This is a genomic window from Methanospirillum hungatei (genome assembly GCF_019263745.1).
GTDB lineage: Archaea > Halobacteriota > Methanomicrobia > Methanomicrobiales > Methanospirillaceae > Methanospirillum > Methanospirillum purgamenti.
In genome coordinates this window covers 2,689,785-2,708,959 of the sequence record NZ_CP077107.1, presented here as the reverse complement: position 1 = coordinate 2,708,959, position 19,175 = coordinate 2,689,785, and the positions used below count along the sequence as shown (strand labels likewise).

General features: G+C 41.4%; 12 protein-coding genes. 6 read left to right on the top strand and 6 right to left on the bottom strand.

Annotation, left to right across the window (positions count from 1 at the left end; translation table 11 throughout):
- Positions 1-33 precede the first annotated feature (33 nt).
- Both KSK55_RS13140 and KSK55_RS13135 read right to left on the bottom strand, forming a co-directional pair.
- Positions 34-2,919 (bottom strand): methyl-accepting chemotaxis protein, encoded by a 2,886-nt coding sequence (locus tag KSK55_RS13140; protein WP_218607217.1) that lies wholly within the window; start codon positions 2,917-2,919, stop codon positions 34-36.
- The gene (locus KSK55_RS13135) at positions 2,912-4,951 is read right to left on the bottom strand and encodes a PAS domain S-box protein (RefSeq protein ID WP_218607216.1); all 2,040 of its coding nucleotides are present in this window, start codon (positions 4,949-4,951) and stop codon (positions 2,912-2,914) included. The genes KSK55_RS13140 and KSK55_RS13135 overlap by 8 nt, the downstream gene beginning before the upstream one ends.
- A 145-nt stretch (positions 4,952-5,096) precedes the next feature.
- Here KSK55_RS13135 and KSK55_RS13130 point away from each other — a divergent pair, with 145 nt between their 5' ends.
- Positions 5,097-6,512: a PAS domain S-box protein gene (locus KSK55_RS13130; protein ID WP_218607215.1), complete on the top strand. Its 1,416-nt coding sequence runs from the start codon at positions 5,097-5,099 to the stop codon at positions 6,510-6,512.
- 118 nt (positions 6,513-6,630) lie between these two features.
- Here the strand turns inward: KSK55_RS13130 and KSK55_RS13125 are convergent, their stop codons facing one another.
- Positions 6,631-8,844, bottom strand: a complete 2,214-nt coding sequence (locus KSK55_RS13125; RefSeq protein WP_218607214.1) for a sensor histidine kinase — start codon at positions 8,842-8,844, stop codon at positions 6,631-6,633.
- A gap of 241 nt (positions 8,845-9,085) precedes the next feature.
- On the opposite strand from KSK55_RS13125, the gene KSK55_RS13120 reads away from it, so the two are divergent.
- On the top strand, positions 9,086-10,027 hold the full coding sequence (locus KSK55_RS13120) for an IS5 family transposase (RefSeq protein ID WP_372238752.1): 942 nt from the start codon (positions 9,086-9,088) through the stop codon (positions 10,025-10,027).
- A 441-nt stretch (positions 10,028-10,468) separates the two neighbouring features.
- Here the strand turns inward: KSK55_RS13120 and KSK55_RS13115 are convergent, their stop codons facing one another.
- Positions 10,469-10,747, bottom strand: coding sequence for a type II toxin-antitoxin system RelE family toxin (locus KSK55_RS13115; RefSeq protein WP_218607212.1), 279 nt, complete (start codon positions 10,745-10,747; stop codon positions 10,469-10,471).
- Complete coding sequence (locus KSK55_RS13110) at positions 10,740-10,982, bottom strand: hypothetical protein (protein ID WP_218607211.1); 243 nt, start codon at positions 10,980-10,982, stop codon at positions 10,740-10,742. The genes KSK55_RS13115 and KSK55_RS13110 overlap by 8 nt, the downstream gene beginning before the upstream one ends.
- Positions 10,983-11,190: 208 nt before the next feature.
- On the opposite strand from KSK55_RS13110, the gene KSK55_RS13105 reads away from it, so the two are divergent.
- The 3 genes from KSK55_RS13105 (at position 11,191) to KSK55_RS16755 (ending at position 13,785) form a co-directional block, all read left to right on the top strand.
- Positions 11,191-11,739: a hypothetical protein gene (locus tag KSK55_RS13105; RefSeq protein WP_218607210.1), complete on the top strand. Its 549-nt coding sequence runs from the start codon at positions 11,191-11,193 to the stop codon at positions 11,737-11,739.
- Between the two features lie 156 nt (positions 11,740-11,895).
- Positions 11,896-13,515 carry a serine hydrolase gene (locus KSK55_RS13100; RefSeq protein ID WP_218607209.1) on the top strand — a complete coding sequence of 540 codons (1,620 nt, stop codon included), beginning with the start codon at positions 11,896-11,898 and terminating at the stop codon, positions 13,513-13,515.
- A gap of 135 nt (positions 13,516-13,650) precedes the next feature.
- Positions 13,651-13,785, top strand: coding sequence for a hypothetical protein (locus KSK55_RS16755; RefSeq protein WP_214419191.1), 135 nt, complete (start codon positions 13,651-13,653; stop codon positions 13,783-13,785).
- Between the two features lie 69 nt (positions 13,786-13,854).
- On the opposite strand, the gene KSK55_RS13090 is transcribed toward KSK55_RS16755, so the two are convergent.
- Positions 13,855-17,865: a peptidase associated/transthyretin-like domain-containing protein gene (locus KSK55_RS13090; RefSeq protein ID WP_218607208.1), complete on the bottom strand. Its 4,011-nt coding sequence runs from the start codon at positions 17,863-17,865 to the stop codon at positions 13,855-13,857.
- A 331-nt stretch (positions 17,866-18,196) separates the two neighbouring features.
- On the opposite strand from KSK55_RS13090, the gene KSK55_RS13085 reads away from it, so the two are divergent.
- Positions 18,197-19,075, top strand: a complete 879-nt coding sequence (locus tag KSK55_RS13085) for a hypothetical protein (protein WP_218607207.1) — start codon at positions 18,197-18,199, stop codon at positions 19,073-19,075.
- Positions 19,076-19,175 lie beyond the last annotated feature (100 nt).

The window sequence follows — 19,175 nt, the reverse complement described above, 5'->3', positions numbered from 1 at the left end:
TGATACTCACCAAAACCTTCTCTCTGAAAAAATTTAAAGAGAAAAACTCTCAACTTTTTTCTTTAACCCCTTAGCCATGTCAGAGATCTCTCCTGAAGCACTTGCTATCTCCTCTGTTGATGCACTGGACTCTTCAGCAACTGCTGCAAGACCAGTCATTTTTTGTTCTTCACCAGTCACCATCTGTTGAATTACCCCGACATTTTGTGTAACCCGGTTGGTTGCCTCTGCCTGGTTTTCCGTGGCACGTGTAATCTCCGATACATTACTTTCAGCAATTTCAATGTCTTTTGCAATCTGATTGAGTGATGCGAGAGCATTTCCAACAGATGAAGAACCGGCAATAATACTATCAAATGCATTTTTCATAGATTCTGCAGTCATTTCACTCTCTTTCGTCAGTGTGGAGATAAGTTCTCCGATTTTTCCCGTCGCAAGTTTGGATTCTCCGGCCAGGTTCTTTACTTCTCCAGCAACAACTGCAAAACCTCTTCCATGTTCTCCGGCTCTGGCGGCTTCGATTGCTGCATTAAGTGCCAATAAATTCGTTTGATTCGCAATATCCCCAATCATCTGAACAATTTTGCCTACTTCGTTCATCCGGTTATTCAGGGTTATTATCTGATCAGTCGCTTCACGGGAGATTTTTTCAACGATCTTCATTTTTTCAGTTGCTTCTTTCCCCTGATGAACAGCCTGATTCCCATTCGAAGCTATTTGAGCAACTAATTTCCTAACATCCTGAGCGCTTGCAGAAATCTCTTCAATCGATGCAGAAAGGTCAGTAATCTCATTCGAAACACGATCCAACTCCTGCAATTGATTTGATATCTCCTGTGATGCCTGCTGGCTTATCAAAGCTACCTGTTGAGAACCCTCCGTGAGGTCCACTGTTGCCCTGCTGATATCTTCAATCGACTGAGCAAGAGATTTACTTTGAGTGAGAATGGTGACGAGGACATCATGTATCGCCTGGATAGATGAATTCAGATCTGTCTTCACCCCGATAAGTGGATCTTCATCATATATCGGAGTTGAAACCGAGAGATTCTTATTTGCCAGAGCGGATAAGGTATCGGCTATCTCACCAATACTCTTCTGCAATTTCTGCTCAAGTTCCCGGATAGTGGTAATATCAAAATATACTCCAAGAACCTCATCAATTTTTCCATTCTCATCTGGAAGAGGCAGATAATGGGCCGTCAGGTATAACTTCTTTTTTGGTGTTTCAACCAGAAGTTCTCCAGTCACAGCGATTCCTTTTGTGAACGCAAGTCTGAAATCCTCACCTTTTCGTTCAAGAATCTTAAAATCAGTAAGTTTCATGGAAAGGATTTGTTCTTGAGAATATCCACTTAACTCTACCCAGGTTTTGTTTGCACGGATAATCTTAAGGTCCTTGTCAAGAATAAATATCAGCCCTGGATTATTTTCAATAATCATCTGATTTTTATTTTCAAGGGCCTTAATGGACGAAATATCGAAATATGCTGCAAGAATCTCATTAATTGTGCCATCTTCTGAGGGAAGGGGAACATAATGGAATTGCAAGTGAAGTTTTCCTTTCGGGACGATAACTCCCAGTTCACCAGTCACTTCAGCACCCTTCGTAAATGCATCCATGATATTCCCTCCTGAGCGTTCATACACTTTAAAATCGGTTAGTTTCATTGAAAGGAGTTGATCCATGGAATATCCACTGACAGTTACCCAGGAAGGATTCGCTTCAGTTATCTGAAGGCTTTTATCAAGTATGAAGAAAAGAGTGGGGTTTTTTTCAATAAGAACACGGTTTCTTTGTGCCAGGGAATGTAAATAGGTCACATCAAAATATGCAGCAAGAATTTCATCTATCTGTCCATCCTCTGATACAAAAGGCACATAATGATATTGTAAGTGGACCCTCCCATTGGGGACTTCAACACCGAGTTCACCGGTTACTTCAGCACCTTTTGTAAACGCATCCATAATATTCCCTCCCGAACGCTCATATACTTTAAAATCAGTGAGTTTCATGGAAAGGAGCTGGTCCCGGGTATACCCACTGAAAGCCTCCCAGGAAGGGTTCGCTTCAGTTATCTGAAGGTTTTTATCCAGTATGAAGAAAAGAGTGGGATTTTTTTCGATCATCAACTGATTCTTTCGTTGCAGACTCCGATTTTCGGTTACATCAAAGTATACAGCGAGAAGACTATCTATAGCATCTCTGTCCCTTGGATGAAAAACCGGAGTGTAATGATACACCAGGGCAAGTCTTCCGTTAGGAGTATCCAGAACCATCTCTCCGGATATCGCCTTTTTCTCTCTGATTGCACGGTCAATAGTGTCACCTGACCGGGAGAGGACCGAGAGATCTTTTAAATTCATTGAAAGGAGTTGTTCACGTGAATATCCACTTTTTTGTACCCATGCATTATTCACATCAACAATGTCAAAAGAAGGATCCAGGATAAGCATCAGGGCCGGATTATCCTTAAAAATGACATCGTTCTCTCGAATTGACAGAGCATGCCCATATTGATCTCCGATCCCTGAAGGACTGATCTGAAGACCAATCAGAACCATATCCTCATCATTCGATGAAGATGATGAGAATGATGAGAAGGTAAGGAAAATTTCCCCGGGACTCTTATCAGGTCCATTCACTGAAAATTTCCCAGATACTTCACTTATACTCATCGGTTTGTTCACGGCCTCTCTATACATACCATGAAAACGATCCCTCTCCTTGGGGAGGATTTGAAATGTCGTGCAAAAATCCATGTCCAAATACCGATCAGGAGTCTCCCCACCCAGCAGGTGAACTGCAGACAAGGATATCTCCTTTATCTGGCCCTCTTTCACAAGAACGAGGGGTGATGGCATATATCTGATCATCGAATAGTCATGCAGGTTGTAATGATTGTTTATTTTATTCATGTTCTTCCCCTAATTTTTTAAAGATCCCGATAAAAGCAGGCTTTGATTGGTAAAATGTTATTGAACCCTGAATTTCAATTAAAATAATTGTTTTACGCTTTGTTTTAGCATGGACATGATAAACCACTGAAGATGTTTTTTTAGTCAGACGATCTTCCATTGTTTTTTTGATTGTCGGAATATCTTCTTCAAGAAAGAACGAGAAGAAAGGAAGGGAGCAGAGTTCTTCAAGAGTGTATCCAAGGAGTGACACAATATAGGGGTTAGCATAGAGGAATTTCTCATCCTGGATGATGTAAACTCCGAGTGACAAAGATTCCGCCAGCTTTCTGAATTTTTCTTCAGATTCCCGAAGTGCATGTTCAGTATCTGAAAGCTTGGAAATATCAATAATTGATACAATGCTCTGTTTTGTGTCAGGGATCATACCAACCGTGATAAATGAACGAATTCTCTGGTTATCCCGGGTGATAAAGGTAAATTCATATTGTGAGGGAATATTCGATACCCCTTTCCGACGATTCTGGTGATATTCATACATCCGTTTCAGATCTTCAGGAGAAACAAAACTGGTCCATGACATCGAATGTTCGATATTTGAGCGAGAGTACCCGGATATTCGTTCCATTTCATGATTTGCAGAAATAATGGACGTATCTTCATCCAGCACCATCATGGCTGTTCCGGTTGATTCAAATACCGTCCGATAGAGTTCCTCTGATTGTGCAAGATTTATTTCTATCCGTTTTCTATCAGTAATATCACGACCAACGGACTGATATTCAACACAGGTTCCATGTTCATCAAAAACTGCATGGTCTGACCATTGTTGCCACCGGATTCCCCCATCGGGAAATATCACCTGATGTTCAATAGTTCCATCAGGGTATTCAGGGGTAAGCTTTGAAAAATATTGGCATAATTCTTTGAGATCTTCTTTCGGCATTTTTGGCTTAAATTTTTTCCCAATTACTTCATCTGATGGGATCCCAAAATACATGCAGTACGCATTATTAACGAAGATATGTGTTCCATCAGGGCGGTATCGGCATATGAATTCGGCCTGTTGTTCAACGACATTCCGATACCGCTCCTCGCTTTCAACAAGTTTTTGATCTCCTTTTCTTCGTATGATAGCGTTGATTATTACCTGACCAAATATCCGGAGAGTATTTATTTCTTCATCAATCCAGGATGTTTCCTGTAGCAACGTATCAAGACCCAGAATCCCTGTTGTTACTTCTCCGATCTGGATGGGAACAAGGAGTATAGATTGTATATTTAAATCTCCAATTTTACCGAAAAATTCTGGTTCTTCTGTTTTTTTTCTTGTGACGGAATCACATAGAACATACTGATTTTGATCTAATTCAAAAAATATTTTATAATAATCAGATAGATTTTCGTTCTGGATTTCTTCATATGCAGATTTATATCCAGGTTTACACCAATCATGAGTGATTGAAAAGGTTTTTTTTGTCGCATCGTCCCACATCATGAGATAACATCGATCAGATCTACATAAGGTCCCAATTTCTTCTAAAGCATCTTCAATTTTTTTATCAATAAAAAGAAAAGGGGTATTCATCAGACCAGTTGAGATTTCAGTAATTCTTTTTATTAAAGATATCTGTTTCTCAAGCGCTCTCTCTGTTTTCTGCTTATCTACCGCCTTTTTGAGTTTATGAATGAGTTCGATGAACTGAGCCTTTGGATCCCCACCTTTCTGAAGATAAAAATCAGCACCACTATTTAATGCATCGATTACAACTTCTTCCCGTCCCTTTCCGGTAAATATGATAAAAGGAGTATTACAACCACGTTGTCGGATATTTTTGAGTAATGTAATGCCATCAATTTCTGGCATCTCGTAATCAGATATAATGGCATCATAATTCCTTGTAGTAAGATGATCAAACGCTTTTTTTGGATCTGAACAGATATCTGCGGATATTTCTCCACTTTTTTCAAGAAAAATCTTCCCAATATTGAGGAGATCCTGTTGATCATCAATATATAATACAGATATCATGGAAATGGTGCTGTTTTTCTGTTCAAGTAATTTGCAACATGAGAAAGTGGCTTATTTGACTACTCACATATGTGTATATGATAAGCAATAACTTAAAGGATAGTGAAGCCGTGCAACATTGCCCAGCAATGCCCGTAATATTTTTATGAAAAATATTGAATCCGATATAATTAATTATCTACAGAATAAGGACGATGAGGTAACGATACGTGAACTGACAGAGCAGTTTCACATGAACCGTAATACCATAGCGAAATATCTCCAGGCTCTCATCCGGAGAGGCGATATTGAAGTTACGCAATTTGGGATGATGAAAATATATCGGATGAGTTCACGAATTCCAGCAAAGGGAATGTTTCATCTGGTTATGGATCCCGCCTGTATCATAGATACGGAGAGAAATATTGTTTCTTACAATACATATTTCACAGAATTATTTTCTTTAAAAGCAAGTAACCGAAAATTGTATTCACCTTGTACACTGCCAGAAGAGTTCTACCAGAACGATCTTGTTGATGCCATTATCCAAGGAATCCATGGGGAAATATCTGAGAAGGCTCGGGAGATGAAAATTTCCGGAAGGCTCTATGCTCTTCATGTAAAAATACTGCCACTTATTCTTGAAGACAATACCTTTGGATGCGGGGTAATTTTCAGGGATGAATCTCGTGTTCAGAAATTATCCAGTTTTTTGGAAGAGTCAGAGGGAAGATATCGTGCTATTGTTGATGACCAAATGGATCTTGTGTGCCGGAGAGCACCAGATCTTACCCTTACCTATGTGAATAAGGCATACTGCGAGGCTGCACGGCGAACTTCAGATGATCTTCTGGAGAAGAAACTATTCCCCTTTGTTCTCACCAATCTCTCAAATGAAACAGAATCAATTTACCGACAGATTACCATAAATAATCCAATTATTGAATTTAATACAAAAGATATTTCCAGCAACGGACAAAGCCGCTGGTTGCAGTGGAACTTAAGGGGTTTTTTTTCTCCACATGGAGAGATTTTGGAGTATCATGCAATAGGAAGGGATATCACCCCGTTAAAACGGTGTGAAGAACAGATCCGAATATATCAACAATCAATTGAGTATCTTGTCCAGGAACGGACACGTGAACTGCAGGAATCAAACAAGAGATTATTAGAAGAACTGATGATTTGGGAGAAAAAAGAAGGAAGACTTTTAGAACGTGAAATGTGGTTTAAATCTATATTCAATAATATTACCGAACCATGTCTTCTTTTTGAACAGAGTGAACATGGAGAACCAAGCAGGATAATTGAGGCGAATAAAAGTGCCTGTCATATTTTACAATATAGTCATGATGAATTACTCTCAATGGTATCGACTGATATTACCACAGAAGAACACTGGCATGAATATCTCGAGTGTTATGCGAAACAGTTCGCTGAAGACCAGGTCATCAGGTATCCAGGAGTCGGGAAGAGAAAAGATGGGAAAAATTTGCATCTAGAAATTTCAGCACAGCGATTCAGAGTGGGAAAAAAACCATTGGTCCTGATGATCTGCAGATGTCCGGAGGAACCGGTGTGACAATGAATTATCCATTAGATTTGGTTTATATGGTTTAAAATAAATCAAAAATCCAACCAAGTAGCAAAAGAAGCCTAAATTTTCATGCCTAGTTATCTGATTTTTTTTTCACTCTATTTTATTCACGAGGAGGGAACGTGAATGAGAATGTCGTTCCTTCTCCAGGTGTTGACGTAACCCAGATCTTCCCTCCATGCCGCCTGATGATACGATGAACGGTTGCAAGACCTACTCCTGACCCTTCGAACTGATCAGTCCTTACAAGCCTGATGAAGGGTTTGAAGATCTGGTTGGATAACGCCATATCAAACCCTATGCCATTGTCTTTGACATAATAGACAGTTCCTGTCTGATCCTGGACTGTGCCAATCTCTAGCTGGGGATCGCTTCTTTTTCTGGAGAACTTTACGGCATTACTGATCAGGTTCATGAAAACCTGCTGTATCATTGTTTTATCTCCATAACACGGAGGCAGGTCGTAGATTATGACGCTGACCTTGTGATCAGGATTCTGCTCAAGCACAGATGATACAACATCTGAAATAAGTGGATTCAGAGAAATTTCTTCGCATACCAACTCCTGCCAGTTTAAATGTGAGAGTGAGAGGAGACTTTCGATCAGCTCATTCATATGAAGCACAGTCTGACGGATCTTTTCAAGATACTCCAGTTCTTTCGGTTCCAGGCGGGAACCGGCTTTCACCGAAACGATTGTTGTAAATCCATCAATAGCCCGTAACGGGGCTTTGAGATCATGAGAGACTGAATACGTAAACGCCTTCAGTTCACTGGTAGCCTCTTCCAGTTCCATCGTTCGTTGTGCTACCCGTTTCTCTAAATCTACATTCAGGAGCCGAACTTCTGCTTCTATCTGCTTTAACCGGGTTACATCAACAACACTCCCTCTGGCTCCAATTACAATCCCATTTTCAGATCGCGGTGCAACATAGGCTAATACTGAGAATGAACTTCCATCTTCCCGCATGCTGGTGAACTCGGATCCGAGGGTTTTTTCTCCACGAAGAATAGCAGAATAGATCTCTTTGGCCCGTTCCCGGTCTTGCGGGATTATTGATGAAAATATATTGATACCCTGAAAAGATGTGTATAAATTTGATCCATAGAGTTCAAAGGCTGCGGGATTTGCAAATGTAATGTTTCCATCAGGATCAGATTCGAACACCCCGACAGGGAGGAGCTGGACAAGATCCATGAACCGTTGCTCACTTGCTTCCCGTTTCCGGATCTGCTCCTTAAGCCGTTCGACCATGATTCCCGTCTTCTTTGCCAGGTTAGACAACTCGTACCCATGGACCGGCTGTATGGTATGATTAAGGTCTCCGGCGGCAATGGCATCAACATCGGAGGCAAACTGCTCTATGGGTTTTGAGATCCTCCGAGACACCATGAATGCGATGACTCCTCCAAGGAGTAACACAAGCATGGCCGTAAATCCATGGAGAATTGCCAGTTGTCTTAGTTCTCCGGAGAGTAGGGAGTCGTCATAGGTGAGTTTTGAAAAGATGCTCATATCGGCAGGGTATTCCTGATTCCGAAGGTCAACGGGTATCCATATGATAGTCTTTTTAAACATCGGATCCCTGACCACCTGGGTAGTCCGATTCTCTTTGAGGAGATAGTCAAGCATGGCAGATTCTTCAGGTGTCGGAATGTAGCTGGTATTGTAAACCAGTCTCTTTTGTGACTGGAAAAGAAGCACGTCCTCAAGATACGGATTGAGAGCCCTGATGTCACCCACAACGTCGCTATACTGGACCACCATCCGCTCACCTGCGAACTTATCAGAGACAAGTCCGAGTTCAATGATGTACTGATGATCAGGAGTTGGCATGTAACTGTATTTTGTTAATACTCCTTCGACATAGTTCTGACAGACCCGGTCAGGATAAAAACCGGATGTGTTCCGGATGCTCTGCAACCAAACATGATAATCGGGCGAAACGACTGACAAATCCAGATTAAGATCACTTGGATTTGTTGTATATTTGATTATGCTCTGGCTGTCGAAGATATAGATGTCCATTCCCCTGATTCGGGATTTCAGTGATTCAAGGTCCATACGGGACGGATCACCACCTGATTGATTATATGCGTCCATTACTATGACAAATGCGTCCTGCATATCTTCATTGAATGTATTATCGTAGATTGTCAGGCCGGCATCGATCATCCGGAAGGAGTTATTGATATAAGATTCTGTAATTGCATGGAGACGGTATGCATTCGCCTCAAGATTATTCTTTGATGATTCGTAATTCGCCCAGATACCAACGAGGAGGACGGAAACAATGATTATGAAAAGTATTCCCATGATAAGATAGGAAAAATGTAACTTTTCACTGATACTGGGCAAAGGGTTCAACCACCTAATTGTCAATTGGTACGTAATAAATAATAATATCTGCGGTTTGTGAACCTGGAAATGGGTGGCATGAACAGTGTTTCGTAACCCATGTACACAAAAGAGCCCTTTTTCCCCATTGAATTAAAAAAAAGTATTTGAGAATAGCTAAAAACCTCATCTTTTTATCTGAGAAGATCGAATAATAATGGTGGATAACTTTAGTACATTCATTTTTCGAGAAGAATATGAAAAATACAAAAAATTAGGTGATACTCTTTCAAATATCAGCGATTCTATCGATTGGGAGCGATTTAGAGTCATAATTTCACCCCTCTACAAAGATAACAAAAATGATGGTGGACGCCCTCATTTAGATGAAATAGTGATGATTAAAACCTTGGTATTGCAACATCTCTATGGATTATCAGATTATGAAATCGAACGTAATATTTATGATCGAATGAGTTTTCGTCATTTTTTAGGTTTTCCAGACACAATTCCAGATCGTTCAACAATTTGGCTATTCAGAGAGCGATTAATAAATAGTAACTGCCTTGATTTAATTTGGGAAGAATTACAGCATCAAATAGACAAATTAGGATTTGGAATTCATCGTGGAGTTATTCAGGACGCGACTTTCATCACCACAGATCCAGGTCATGCAAAAAAAGATAAACCGAGAGGTGATGAAGCTCTGACTCGACGATCAAAGGAGGGAACATGGAGTAAAAAAGGGAATAACTCCTATTTCGGTTATAAAATGCATACATTAGTAGACAAAGAATTTATGATTATTCGAGAAGTCGGAACCTCGACGGCATCACTTCACGATAGTCAAATCGATCTAACTGAACCCGGACAAACAGTTTACCGTGATAAAGGATATTTTGGCGTAAAACCAAATGCCTCAATGGATAAAACTATGCACCGAGCAACCCGAGATCATCCCTTGAGTTGCAAAGAAAAACGCAGAAATAAAGCAATATCACGGATCCGCTCTCTTGGTGAGTTGCCATACGCTGTTATGAAACGAATTTTTAAAGGAGGGCATGTTTTGGTAACAACTATTGAACGTGTACACGTGAAAAACATCTTTTCCTGCTTTTCTTACAATTTATATCGACTGAAAAGTGTTCAAAAAGCTATGTAATAATAGCGATAGCTATCGTTCTAAGCGAAAAGGATAGTAGAAAATTTGCTTCTTTTGTGATTTTTTTGCATTTTTTCAGTTTTATTACCTCTCATACAATCATATGTTGTCGTTGTAAGATCAAAAATAGGGGTTATTAGCTATTCTCATTTGCGCATACATTTAGTGTGTTCTATTTTTCAAAATAAATTTTTAAAACCTCTTACCGTAGCCAAAAATCCCGTTTGAAAACATCAAATATCCTGAATACCATGTTGCAATGAATATTGTTTTCAATCCAGAAAGGTTGAAAAATTACCAAAAATATGTATGAAAATTTTGGAAAAAAGAGAACATAAATTATTGCAGAGTAGTATTTCTCCTCAAAATGATCTCATTACGGAGTAAATTATTTCTCGAGGTTATGATTGCCTCCAATATCAGGTGTGTGGCCATAATCTCTCAATTTTGGTATTTACGGTATATCGTTTTCCTATGACCTGCTTCAATGACTAGGAGCATCAGTTTATAATCAAAAATCTCAATGATAGCCCGATATTCTCCGGTTCTCAGAGAGTACAATCCCTTTGCCCTCCCTTTCAGGGGTCCGAGTTTTTCACGGGGATTATCAAGGAGTTCAAGTTCTGCTAGAGTTACCTCCAGAGAGTTCCTGGCTAATTTCGGAAGCTCTGCTAAGTCACGTTCTGCTCCTTTCGAGATGAGTAACGTGAACTTACTCAAAGGAATCTCCAAGATCTGCCATCACTTCTTTTAGTGTCCTGCATCTTCCAGCCCTGAAATCTTCTCTCGCCTCTGCAATCCTTTGAAGAGTCTCCTCGCTGAGGGGCTCATCGTCAATGTCACAGGCCATTTCAAGAAGTTCAGCGATAACCCGGTCATCAGTCATGTCAGAAGAACCTCGGAATGCAATCAACTTTTCATAGGTTGAATCGCTCAGTGACACCGTGACTGTCATACAAGTACATTGTTTTGATGGAAAATATGCATTCCCTTGAAAGGTGAGCATGACACTCATAAGCGTACACGTCATGGAATAAGCTTTATTCAAAATCGATTATTCCATTACATTTGTCAATCCACGATAATCTGAACTTCTGTCTCTATCACCAGAAAACCTCCTGATTCCCAATATCCTGAATACCAGAAACATCATACCTGTATGTATGAGCGATTCAACACCATCCTGGCGGACTATTAAGACAGGTTTAGCCGGAATGGATGCAAATTCTCTGATATCTCTCATTCATGATCTCTATGCCCTGAATAAGGAGAACAAAGAGTATCTGCAGGGGAGAATTGGTGGAGAAGCAGCATATGCCAGTCTTCGTGAGAATGCGGCCAAGAAGATCAGACATGAGTTCTTTCCTGAACGGGGATTTGGTAAAGCCAGAATTGCCCCGGTGAAAAAGGCGATTGCCGGATATAAGAAAGCGACCGGGGACCCAATAGGGACAGCTGATCTTACTCTCCTGTTTATCGAGCAGTTTGTGAAATTTTTCTCTCATTATGGGGGTGGTGATGAGGCGAAATTAGATTCACTCAGTGGTGCGATGAGTGAATTGTATAAAATTCTGAAGACATGCCCGGCGATAATTGAGGTATTGGATATTGAAGATCGGCTTTTTGATGTAAAACTCGATGCCTCAAATGCCGGATATGGTATCGAAGATGAGATAGCAGAACTTATTGATGACATTGAGGCTCTTGAATAGAAAAACCGGGGAACTGATGGTACTGAACTGGCGGGAAGGTACGTCGTTTCTCCCAATATTACCAACCAAATATGAAATAAAAACCATTTTGCACAATAAATTATGTCGCCGAGTACAAATAAAAGCATATATTATCCCTAAAATCGTATTCTGTGTATGAAGTACTCTTCTCTGTTCGTTCTCGTTCTTATTTTTAGTACCGCTCAAACAATCGATGCTGGTCCCATCAATGTGCAGAATCCTGAAACAGGAGGTATGAGTCCACTTACAGGTATTGGGGTAAAGGCATCCCAATCCCTCACAACATCGGATCTTGATGATATCATCGCTCATTTTGATACGTATGCCGAGGAAGAGCGACAAAAGTGGGATGTGCCCGGGATGGCTATCGCCATAGTAAAAGACGGGAAGATAGTTTTTACCAAGGGATACGGGGTGAAGACGGAAGGGGAGTCTGATCCGGTTACAACAAACACGGTATTTCAGATTGGATCTACTTCAAAAGCATTTACTGCAGCACTTGCAGCGATGGAAGTAGATAGCGGCAGAATGAACTGGACCGACCCGGTTGTGAGTTATGTACCGGATTTTGAGATGAGCGATCCCTGGGTCACGAAAGAGTTTACAATAACCGACTCACTTGCCCAAAAGAGCGGGCTTTCAGATCATTGGGGAACTGACCTCCCAATCTTCGGATATGACCGTGCTGAAATAATCCATGCTCTTCGATATGCTGAGCCTGTATCCAGTTTCAGATCTCAGTTTATGTATCAGAATGTTCCGTTTTTGGTGGCTGCAGAAGCAATAGAAAAAACAAGTGGGATGAGCTGGGAGGACAATCTCCGGAAACAAATTTTCACTCCGCTGAATATGACCAGTGCTTCTACTGGCTATGAATCCTTTCTGGCAGCACCGGATCATACATCATTGCATATGATTGGACGTACCTCAAACAACACGATAGGTCCCATCCCGATTGAAAGCGACTGGAGATTCACTGATTTCACTGACATAATGGGTCCTGCTGGCGGTATCAATGCAGATATCAAAGATATGGCTGCCTGGGCAATCTTCCAGCTTGGAAACGGATCATGTGGAGCAGATGAACTCATCACTTCTGATAATATGGCTTTCATGCACACTCCCAAAACGCCTATCAGTGATATCATGGTTGATCCTGTAGGCTATTATTGCCAGGGATGGATTTACCAGGAGATGAATGGCACTCCCTCAATTATCTGGCACAATGGTGCGACATTGGGAGGAATTGCGAATATCATGCTTGTTCCTAAGGAGAACCTCGGCATTGTGATTCTGGCAAATGAAAAAGGGCCGAACATTCCTGATTTCCTGGCATTTTCCTTCTATGATCAGTGTTTTGGTGGTACTAGTGCTGTGAAAAATACCATGTCTCTGAACGATTATATGGCATTAGTAGGGCAGATGATTCTTCCCCCAAAACTGGAAATATTTAACAACACAACTTCACCAAAAGATCTGACCCCATATCGTGGATCCTATCAGAATGATGTATTTGGGACCGCTGTGGTCTTCGAGCAGAACGATAACCTGACCGTGACCATCGGCAAAAGACCGGTTACATTTTATTTATCCATGATAGATGAGAGAACCTTTATGGCTACCTGTCCGGAATATAGCCAGGATTATTTCAAAAATGTCACCTTCACCATCGGACCTGATGGAACCATTCAGGAATTTTCCGCTCCGCTCTTTATTGTGAGCGAGAATGTTCCCTATACCAGAATCAACCCATAAAATGAGAATAATCCAAAACCACGAAGGATATGGATAACTATCTGAACGCTTGTATCAAAATGAACAAATAACACATATACCGAAAGGAAATGATCCTATGAATGTTGAAAATTATATACATGGTTGGATGTACCAATGAAGAGAACGTATATACGCAAATGTGGTGGTGAAGGTTCAGAGCCCGGGCAGTTTGATATTCCTATTGGGATATGGGTGGATTCAGAGGGGGATGTTTATGTCGCAGATTCGGGCTCGCCAAGATATGAATAATTGCTGAATCTTAATTTTATTTACCGCCTTATTTATCGGATTCTCTGATATTCTCATGAGAAAAGAGATTTATGGTTCGTTCAAATTGGAGGTGATGGGAATATCTTCAGTCCCAAAGAAGGAAAGTCTTCCCTGATTATCCGAAGAGGTGCATAACCGTCCATCATCCAATACAAGCTCAAACGTCCCAGGTGGAGTAACTTCTCTGATGTAATCTTCCATCACCATACAATTCTCACACCCTTCAGCCTTTTCATCTACATCAGGTTTCAAGGTTCCTTTATACCAGGGTTTGCTATTCCAATACAAGGTATAGGGTATTCTGCCAGACTCATCTGTTTTCATTGCAATAGTACTGATCTTAAAGACCTCCGAATAATCCCGGGTAGATGTTCTTGCATGGACTTCCTGAATTGTGCAGCAATCTTTACAGGGTTCTTTTTCTCCGGCAAGAACAGATATTTTATAGACAGACTCTGTTTTTTCCGGTTTTATTTCACCACCAGTTTCAGGGATCTCTACAATCTGGTCCTCATACCCATCGTCATGTTCGAAGGTTATCAGATACTCTCCAGGATGTACTCCGGTTATGAGTAATGGGGTTTCACCCTGTGGTTCTCCATTTATGTAAACCTCAATATTTTCGGGTTGTTCCATAAGATTAATTGTCCCAAATACTGTTTCTGTTGGCTCACTTTCATGAGTCTCTCCTTCTATTCTACTGATTAATCCTTCATTCTGGTTAGGTGTAATGATTGGTTGTATTTCAGGAGTAACCTCAATTGTAGGCTCAACTGTCAAGGTGGGTTCAGGGGTAACCTCAAGCGTTGGCTCAACCGTCAAGGTGGGTTCAGGGGTAACCTCAATGGTGGGTTCTAAGGTCAGTGTTGGTTCAGGAGTAACCTCACGAGTGGGTTCAACCGTAAATGTAGGTTCAGGGGTAACCTCAATTGTAGGTTCTACAGTCAATGTTGGCTCGGGAGTGACCTCAACGGTGGGTTCAACCGTAAATGTAGGTTCAGGGGTAACCTCAATTGTAGGTTCTACAGTCAATGTTGGCTCGGGAGTGACCTCAACGGTGGGTTCAACCGTAAATGTAGGTTCAGGGGTAACCTCAATTGTAGGTTCTACAGTCAATGTTGGCTCGGGAGTGACCTCAACGGTGGGTTCAACCGTAAATGTAGGTTCAGGAGTAACCTCAATGGTAGGCTCTACCGTAAATGTGGATTCTGAAGTGACCTCACGAGTGGGTTCAACTGTCAGTGTTGGTTCAGGGGTAACCTCAATTGTAGGCTCTACCGTAAATGTGGATTCTGAAGTGACCTCACGAGTGGGTTCAACTGTCAGTGTTGGTTCAGGGGTAACCTCAATTGTAGGTTCTACCGTAATTGTTGGCTCGGGAGTGACCCCAACAGTAGGCTCTACGGTCAACGTAGGTTCAGGAGTAACCTCAATTGTAGGCTCAACCGTCAAGGTGGGTTCTAAGGTCAGTGTTGGCTCGGGGGTGACCTCAAGCGTCGGTTCAACCGTCAAGGTAGGTTCAGGAGTAACCTCAACAGTGGGTTCTAAGGTCAATGTTGGTTCGGGAGTAACCTTAATTGTAGGCTCAACCGTCAGTGTTGGTTCTGGAGTGACCTCAATTGTAGGTTCTATGGTCAATGTTGGCTCGGGAGTGATCTCACGAGTGGGTTCAACCGTCAAGGTAGGTTCAGGGGTAACCTCAACGGTAGGCTCTACCGTAAATGTGGGTTCTGGAGTGACCTCACGAGTGGGTTCAACCGTAAATGTAGGCTCTACCGTAAATGTGGGTTCAGGGGTAACCTCAACGGTGGGTTCAACCGTAAATGTAGGTTCAGGAGTAACCTCGATTGTAGGTTCTACGGTCAATGTTGGCTCGGGAGTGACCTCAACAGTAGGCTCTACGGCCAACGTAGGTTCAGGGGTAACCTCACTGGTGGGTTCAACGGTCAGTGTAGGCTCTGGTGTAACCTCAAAGGTAGGTTCTACGGTCAAGGTGGGTTCAGGAGTAACCTCACTAGTGGGTTCAACCGTCAGTGTTGGTTCAGGAGTGACCTCAACAGTGGGTTCAACCGTCAGTGTAGGCTCTGGTGTAACCTCAAAGGTAGGTTCTACGGTCAAGGTGGGTTCAGGAGTAACCTCAATTGTAGGTTCTACGGTCAATGTTGGCTCGGGAGTGACCTCACTAGTGGGTTCAACCGTCAGTGTTGGTTCAGGGGTAACCTCAACGGTGGGTTCTACGGTCAGTTTGGAATCAGAAATGAAACCATATGTAGATTCAGGACTGACGGTTCCTTTGGGTTCAACCTTGGATTCGGAAACGGATTCACCCTTATCGGTCTTCTCTTTATCGGGGAGCAATATTTGAGCACCAGGTTTTGTGCCGCTCGTTCCATCATAACCAGGTGTTGCAAGGGTTTCACCTTCACCGGTTATCGCCTGGGATCCAGACGGGGTGGTTACCTGGGCTCCACCCTTATCTTTCACGTCTTTCTGGTCTTTTGTTGAAACCACGGTTGGAGTAGATTCAGGACTGACGGTTCCTTTGGGTTCAACCTTGGATTCGGAAACGGATTCACCCTTATCGGTCTTATCTTTATCGGGGAGCAATATTTGAGCACCAGGTTTTGTGCCGCTCGTTCCATCATAACCAGGTGTTGCAAGGGTTTCGCCTTCATCAGTTATCTCCTGAGATCCAGAAGGTGTTGTTACCTGGGCTCCACCTTTATCTTTCACCTCTTTCTGGTCTTTTGTTGAAACCACGGTTGGAGTAGATTCAGGACTGACGGTTCCTTTGGGTTCAACCTTGGATTCGGAAACGGATTCACCCTTATCAGTCTTCTCTTTTTCGGGGAGTAAAACCTGAGCACCGGGCTTTGTACCGCTCGTTCCATCATAACCAGGGGTTGCAAGGGTTTCGCCTTCATCAGTTATCTCCTGGGATCCAGAAGGTGTTGTTACTTGGGCTCCACCTTTATCTTTCTCATCTTCCTGGACTTCTGTTGAAACCACGGTTGGAATAGATTCAGGACTGATGATTTCTTCAGGTTCAACCTTGGATTCGGAAACAGATTCACCCTTATCGGTCTTGTCTTTTTCGGGCAGTAAAACCTGAGCACCAGGCTTTGTACCGCTCGTTCCATCATAACCAGGGGTTGCAAGGGTTTCGCCTTCATCCGTAATCTCCTGTGACCCAGAAGGGGTTGTAACCTGGGCTCCACCTTTATCTTTCTCCTCAATGAATTCTTCATTTATTAGAACCAATGAAGAAAGATCATTCGTCAACTCTTCTTCCAAACTGGACAGAGACTCCCCGAATATTGCTCCGTTCGCTGTTGATATCTCAAAATTTGAAGATTCCTGTTCTTCATCGGTAATTATTGTTGTTGTGACCGGTTCAATATGAGCAATAGATTCAATTACCGGAGGAACTACTTCAGATTCTAAACCCTCTCCGAATATTGCTCCGTTTGCTATTGAAAAATCAAAATTTGCTTGTTCTGTTTCGTCTTCGGTTATTGGTATTATTTCAACCGACTCAATCTGAGAAAATGTATCAATAACCAGAGGAACTTCTTCGGATTCTAAACCCTCTCCAAATATTGCCCCATTTGCCATTGAGATCTCAAAATCGAGATCAAAATCTGCCCATGAACCAAATACATCCTCTTCTGGTGGCTCAATCGTAGATATCGATTCGAATTCTAACACACCTTCATCAGAATTGAGACCCTCACCAAATATTGCTCCATTTGCGATAGAAATTTCATATTCAAGGTTTTCAATTAAAGAAGGATCTATTGGAGGAATCAAGTTCGGATCTGGTTCCGAAGAGGGAACTGGCTCTTCCCAATCAAGAGACTCAGTTATATCAATATCTTCCCAATTTACTGGTTCCTCATATTCTTCATCTAATAAATCATTCCAATCAAATGGCTCAGCAGGTTCTGTGGGCTCAGGTGTTGGAACAACCGTAGTATTATCAGCATATGAATAACTAACCAATAAAAATAATATCAATAATACTATTTTAACTGATAATTTCCATGATCGTGATGCCATTTTTCCACCCCTGTGTTACTTTTCTCTCACACCAATAATTACGACAAATATCTGACACAAAAAAAGTTCATTGTAAAATTTCAAATGACCAGTATTTTGTCGAGATTTCATAATTTAGCATTGGTCATATATGGAAAAAGATGATTGTGAAATCTCACTCGTTCTATGTTAATCGTTAGTAAGTCATAATGTTATTTATATGTATTGGTCAAAGAATCAATCACTTTAAATGATGTCCGCTACATAAAAATCCAGATATTTTTATAAAATGCATATCAATCGTATGCAATTCTACGATATAATTTTATAAGAGATGTTCTAACAATATCGTATGAAATCGATAGTAATTGGTTCAATTTTCATATTTATCTGCTTAAGTTTCGTTGGTATTGGGAGTGCTGAAATAAATACATTAGACAATCCTCCCGAATGGAAAGAGGGATATTTCCCTACGTATCCGATGGATCCAAAAATTACCTGGGTGGGGAATTTATCCCTTGAAGCTGGATATCCCCTTGTAGATCATGCATTTGGTCCGTTTACTGAGAAAGACTGGGATATGTATGGTGTTGAGAAAGAACATGTAATACGAATAATTGCATACGAAAATCCCCCTCTTTTCCCAAATAAGACGGCATATGCAATTTATCATGAAGGGCTTGAAACTATGCCATGGCTTATTGAGATGAAAAATCCAGTGACTGGTGATGATATGCTGGCCCAGGTAGCATCTACCCCCAAGGGGAAATATAATCCTGATTTAACACCCTTGGAAAATGATAAACAAAACAATATCGGCTGGTATGTTGTTGACGGAACGATGTATCCACGAACATGGATTAGTGGTCATCTTGCAGAAGGGCAGACCTGGGTAGAATACTGGGGACCTTTCAATCCGGATAAGGAAGGATCCAAAGTAAGAAAAAGGACGTATACCATAACTGAGGAGCCGGTAACCTTTGCTGGAGAAACGTATGACGGATATAGAGTAAAAATTGTTGGACCTCATGTAATCGCAAATGTTCCAGTAGAATCGGTTGAAGAGTTAACTTTGGTTGATGGAATTGGCGTTACCTCAAGATTATTGTCACATACTGCGACTGAACCATTCGTAAGAAATTCTTCAATTACCGGAAAACAAACCATGCCAGAAGGAACTATGATATTCCGCCATCTGGTGACAATGCTCTCAATGGACCAAGGTAACTAGAAAAAAGGAATTTTAAAGCTGTATAATTATTTGAAAGATTTCAAAAAAACTGGTGAGGAAAGACGACCCATTGGTTCTCAAAATTTTTTTAAAACCACCT

Excerpts from the sequence above, each read along its gene's own strand:
- KSK55_RS13140 (WP_218607217.1), bottom strand. The coding sequence starts at position 2,919 with ATGAATAAAATAAACAATCATTACAACCTGCATGACTATTCGATGATC.
- KSK55_RS13135 (WP_218607216.1), bottom strand. The coding sequence starts at position 4,951 with ATGATATCTGTATTATATATTGATGATCAACAGGATCTCCTCAATATT.
- KSK55_RS13130 (WP_218607215.1), top strand. The coding sequence starts at position 5,097 with ATGAAAAATATTGAATCCGATATAATTAATTATCTACAGAATAAGGAC.
- KSK55_RS13125 (WP_218607214.1), bottom strand. The coding sequence starts at position 8,844 with ATGGGAATACTTTTCATAATCATTGTTTCCGTCCTCCTCGTTGGTATC.
- KSK55_RS13110 (WP_218607211.1), bottom strand. The coding sequence starts at position 10,982 with ATGACAGTCACGGTGTCACTGAGCGATTCAACCTATGAAAAGTTGATT.
- KSK55_RS13105 (WP_218607210.1), top strand. The coding sequence starts at position 11,191 with ATGAGCGATTCAACACCATCCTGGCGGACTATTAAGACAGGTTTAGCC.
- KSK55_RS13100 (WP_218607209.1), top strand. The coding sequence starts at position 11,896 with ATGAAGTACTCTTCTCTGTTCGTTCTCGTTCTTATTTTTAGTACCGCT.
- KSK55_RS16755 (WP_214419191.1), top strand. The coding sequence starts at position 13,651 with ATGAAGAGAACGTATATACGCAAATGTGGTGGTGAAGGTTCAGAGCCC.
- KSK55_RS13090 (WP_218607208.1), bottom strand. The coding sequence starts at position 17,865 with ATGGCATCACGATCATGGAAATTATCAGTTAAAATAGTATTATTGATA.
- KSK55_RS13085 (WP_218607207.1), top strand. The coding sequence starts at position 18,197 with ATGAAATCGATAGTAATTGGTTCAATTTTCATATTTATCTGCTTAAGT.